This window comes from bacterium, assembly GCA_024224155.1.
Lineage (GTDB): Bacteria > Acidobacteriota > Thermoanaerobaculia > Multivoradales > JAHEKO01 > CALZIK01.
In genome coordinates this window covers 1-4,476 of sequence record JAAENP010000498.1, presented here as the reverse complement: position 1 = coordinate 4,476, position 4,476 = coordinate 1, and the positions used below count along the sequence as shown (strand labels likewise).

4 protein-coding genes are annotated in these 4,476 nt (G+C 62.9%); all 4 read right to left on the bottom strand.

Annotated features, from left to right (window positions below):
* A partial coding sequence (locus tag GY769_23515) for a hypothetical protein (GenBank protein MCP4204888.1) occupies positions 1-657 on the bottom strand: 657 nt, incomplete at its 3' end.
* 40 nt (positions 658-697) lie between these two features.
* Positions 698-1,582, bottom strand: coding sequence for a sugar ABC transporter permease (locus tag GY769_23510; GenBank protein MCP4204887.1), 885 nt, complete (start codon positions 1,580-1,582; stop codon positions 698-700).
* The gene (locus GY769_23505) at positions 1,579-3,189 is read right to left on the bottom strand and encodes an ABC transporter permease subunit (protein ID MCP4204886.1); all 1,611 of its coding nucleotides are present in this window, start codon (positions 3,187-3,189) and stop codon (positions 1,579-1,581) included. Before GY769_23505 ends, GY769_23510 begins: the two co-directional genes overlap by 4 nt.
* Positions 3,190-3,562: 373 nt before the next feature.
* The coding region (locus GY769_23500; protein ID MCP4204885.1) for an extracellular solute-binding protein at positions 3,563-4,476 on the bottom strand (914 nt) is incomplete at its 5' end.

The window sequence follows — 4,476 nt, the reverse complement described above, 5'->3', positions numbered from 1 at the left end:
GTCGGTGCCGCCGCCAAAGCGATGCTGGCCCTCGTACTCGTTGACCTTCCGGGTCAGCAGATCCATGTCCGCCGGAAAGCCCTCGTTCGACTGCATCACCACCTGATAGCCCCAGGTCGTGGGATCACCCTCGCCCAGATCGGCGGCTTTGAGCGAACCGGTGATGGTCCGGCCGCGCCCGGTGGTCCGACTGGGCACGACGATCGCGTCCATCATGGCGCTGGCCTTGGCCTCGCACTCCTGCTTCACGCGAGCGCTGGTCTGAGGCGACAGGATGATGACCTTGTCCCAGGCGTCGTCCTCGGAGAACTTGATATTGGTTCCCGGGAGACCCTCGGTGAATCCACCCTCGGCGTTGTCGATGAAGACAAACGCCATCTGGACCGCGAAACCGACGTCCATCCCCCACGGATCCTCGAGGTTGGCGTTGACCGAAACGTCGACGTTGGCTTTCTTGCCCTTGACGTCTAGGCTCAGGCCCGTGAGATCGAAGGATCCCTTGGTGTAGACCGCGTCGGTCGGGTAGACATAGCCACCCGGTCCGTTGTCGTCGCCGGTCGGATCCTCGAAGGACACCGACTGCGCGACAGCGGTCGAGGCGAGGCTCATGATCGCCAGCGCGGCGATCGCCCCAATTGTGATTGCCCTCTTCAACATAATGCTCCCTCCTTTTCAAAAAGGTACTGGCTTGGTTCTACTAACCCTTGACGGCTCCGGCCGTCAGACCGGATACCAGGTACTTCTGCAAGAACAGAAACAGCAACACCACCGGAATCGCCACGATGATCGAACCGGCGGCAAAATAGCCCCACTGCTGGGAGTAGCCGCCGACAAAGAAGCGCAGGCCGACCGGCGCCGTATACATGGACTCCTGATCCATGAAGGTGGCGGCGATGATGAACTCGTTCCAGCCGGTCATGAACGAGAACAACGCGGTGACCGCTACCGCGGGCTTGGCCAGCGGCAGGATGATGTGCCGGAAGATCTGGCCCGGCGTGGCGCCGTCGATTCGCGCCGACTCTTCGAGGTCGAGTGGAATCGTGTCGAAATAGCCCTTGAGCATCCAGACGCAGAACGGGATCGCGACCGTGGTGTAGACCAGGATCAGGCCGATCCAGCTCGAGCCCAGACCCAGCCAGCCGACGATGATGATGTAGAGCGGAATCAGCATCAGCGTGCCGGGAAACATCTGCGACACCAGAAACGACAGCATGCCGGCGCGCCGGCCCGGGAACCGGAAGCGCGAGAACGCGTAGCCGGCGGTCGTGGCCAGGAAGACACCCACCACGGTGGTTGCCCCGGCGACCACGGCGCTGTTGAGCAGCCAGCGGGCGAAGGGCTGATCGGTCATGACCGATTTGAAGTTGGACCAGGTGATCGTCGCCGGCCAGGGGATCACCGCTCGCAGGCGATCAAAAAACGTGGGATCGGGCGGCACGTCGGCAATCGCCAGGTTCTGCTGCCCGGAGAAGGCGATCGTAACCACCCAGAGCAGCGGATAGATCGTCAGAATGACAAACACCACCAGAAACAGATGGACCGGCAGCTGCGATATCTCGTCGGATCTGCGGCTTCGGCTCATATGCCCTCCGTCGCCTTGGTGACCCGGCTCTGCCAAGTGCCGTACACCAGAAGAATCAGAAAGATGACCACCGAGTACGCGGCCGCGTAGCCGTAGCGGTACTGCTCGAAGGCAATCTTGTAAGCCTCGGTGATCAGGATCTCGGTCGATCCGCCGGGCTCACCCTCCGAGACCAGGTAGATGATGTTGAACATATTGAACGTCCACACCACCGAGATGATGATCGCCGGCACCAGCGCGGGTTTGATCGAAGGCAGAGTGATGGTTTTGAACTGCTGCCAGCGGCTGGCGCCGTCCACCCGCGCCGCCTCGTAGAGGTCGCTCGGAATCGATTGCAGGGCGCCCAGAGAGATCACCATCATGAACGGAAAGCTCAGCCAGCCGTTGGTTGCGAGCACCGTCAGGAACGAAGTGAACGGGCGGTCGAACCACGACAGCGGATCGCCGCCGAACATCTGGACCACCTGATTGATCACACCGAACTGGGAATGGAACATTCCTTTCCAGATCAGCGCGGTGATGTAGTTGGGCACCGCCCAGGGCAGGATCAGGAGAACCCGATAGATCGGCCGCAGCGCGAGCCCCTTCCGATTCAGGAGCAGGGCCAGAAACAGCCCGACCGACACGCCGAGAGCAACGTTGGTCACCGTCCAGATGATGGTGAAGCCCATGGTCCAGTAGAAATTCTGGTAGTTGAAGACCCGGCCTTCTTCGGTGGTCTTGAGAACCTCGAAGTCGGTCAGGATGTCGAGGAAGTTCTTGACTCCGATCCAGATGTCGGTAATCGGCTCGCCGGTGTTGTAGATGTTGGAATTGGTGAACGACAGTCCGATGCCATAGCTGAACGGAAAGAAAACCAGCAGAACCATGGCGCCGATCGCGGGCAGCACGTAGTAGTAGGCCCGACGGTGCCGGGAAAGCGTGGCCGCGGTCTTGGCGGCTCCGCCCAGCCCGACCCACGCCAGGAGAATCAACGACAGCACGCCGAAGGGAGCCGTGAGCTTCCACCACGATTCGCGCTCCCGCTCGAGCGATGCCGCGAGCTCGCTTTCGATCGCCCCGTCGGCGGTGACCACCGCCAACGGCTGGCGGAACTCGTCCACGTCCCAGGCGGCCGGATCCAGCCGCGGCGTCGATTCGAGCCGGGCGACTCCAAAGGCCGCGACCGCGGCGTCCCGTGCTTCGGTCAGGCGGCCGGCGATCGCATTCTCGGTCTCGGTTCTCAGCTCCGTCAGCGAGGCCAGCGTCTGGCTGCCGACGAAAAGGACGCCGAAGAGCACCAGGACGGCCGCCACGGTCAAGGCCATCAAAGGTCGGTTGCGCAAGAGCGGCAGGAGCAGGGCCATGACCACGAGCGGAACGATCAAGCCGAGGAGCGCCGGCATCCATCTCACCGATGCCGGGGCGGCCCCCGGCATGGTCTCGGTCAGGACCGCTCCGGCGATCTTGCCGCCCTCCTCCACCGGCCCGGCGAGAGCCAGGCCGCCTTCGTCTCGCGCCTGAATGTCGATCTCGTCCTTCCAGGAGCGTCCTTCGCTGACGTTGGTCTCGACCGCCGCGCGCAGGCTCTGGCCGAGGTCATAGAGCGGTTTTTCCTCGCGTGCCATTTTGCGCGGCGCGGCGTTGTCGCCGACGTCGCCGGGCGCGTTCGACGCGACCAGCCGGATGCCCTTGAAACGCACGACCCTGGCCACGTTCAGGACCGGGTCGCCGTCGGCATAGCTGGTCACTGCCGCCTGTAGCCCCTCTCCATCAAGGCCGATCTCTTCGGCGAGGTCGGTGACCGCGCTCAAACTGACGGTTGCCGAGCGCGCGGCCTCCATCTCGGCGTTGGCCCGCAGGGCGCTCTTCTGGACCAGCAGGCTTACGACCGTGGTCAGCAACACGGCCGCACCCAGCGCTGTCAACAGGCGTCTCGAGCTGATCTCAGGAAACTTCATTTTCGGTTTGCCTTAACCCTTGGGTCGCTTTGGTTCGCTCTTACTGGCGCAGCGCGGCAATTCGCTTGACCACGTCCTCCTGCGCCTCGGCCATCGCCGACTGAGGTGTCGCGGTTTTCTTGACGATCTTGTTCATCGCCGTTGTCGCCGGTGACCAGACCATGGTCATCTCCGGACGGTTGGGCATCGGAATCGCCACCTCGACCTGCTTGCGGAAGGCCTGCAAGAGCTCGTCGCCGGACACCTCGGCCAACTCGTAGACCCCTTCGTTGGCGGGCGTTTGGCGTCCCTCGACCGCCAGGATCTTGGCGGCCGGAACGTCGGTGACATAGGTCACGAACTCATAGGCCGCGTCTTTGTTCTCCGAAGGCGCGGTGATGTAGACGCCTTCCACCGTCATCCACGGGCGCATCGGGTTGCCGATCTCGACGATCGTCGGCAGGGGCGCGAGGCCGTAGTCGATAGTATCGGCGACCTCGGTCAGGAACCAGGGCCCCGAGAACACGATCGCGGCCTTACCGTCGTTGAACAGCGCCGTGATCAGAGCAGTCGAAGGCTCGGCGGGCAGGATCTGGTCGCGCTCGAACCAACCCATCAGATACTCGAGGGCCTTGACGTTGGCCTCGGTGTTCATGGTCGCCTTGCCGTCGGCGCCGAACACGCCGCCGTCGAAGGCGTTCATCAACGCCGCGTGGTAGTAGAAATCACTGTAGGGGTAGGCCAGCCCGAACCTGCCGACCTCGGCCTGGGTCAGCCCCTTGGCCACCTCGACCAGCTCCTTCGAGGTTGCGGGCGGGCTCGACACCAGCTTCTTGTTGTAGATCTGGGTGATGACCTTGTAGTTGAGCGGCAGACCGTAGACCGTGTCCTGGTAGGTCATCGCTTCCATGGTCGAGGGAATGAAGCGGTCGACCACTTCATCCTCGAGAAAGAAGTCGATGGGCTCGATCGTGT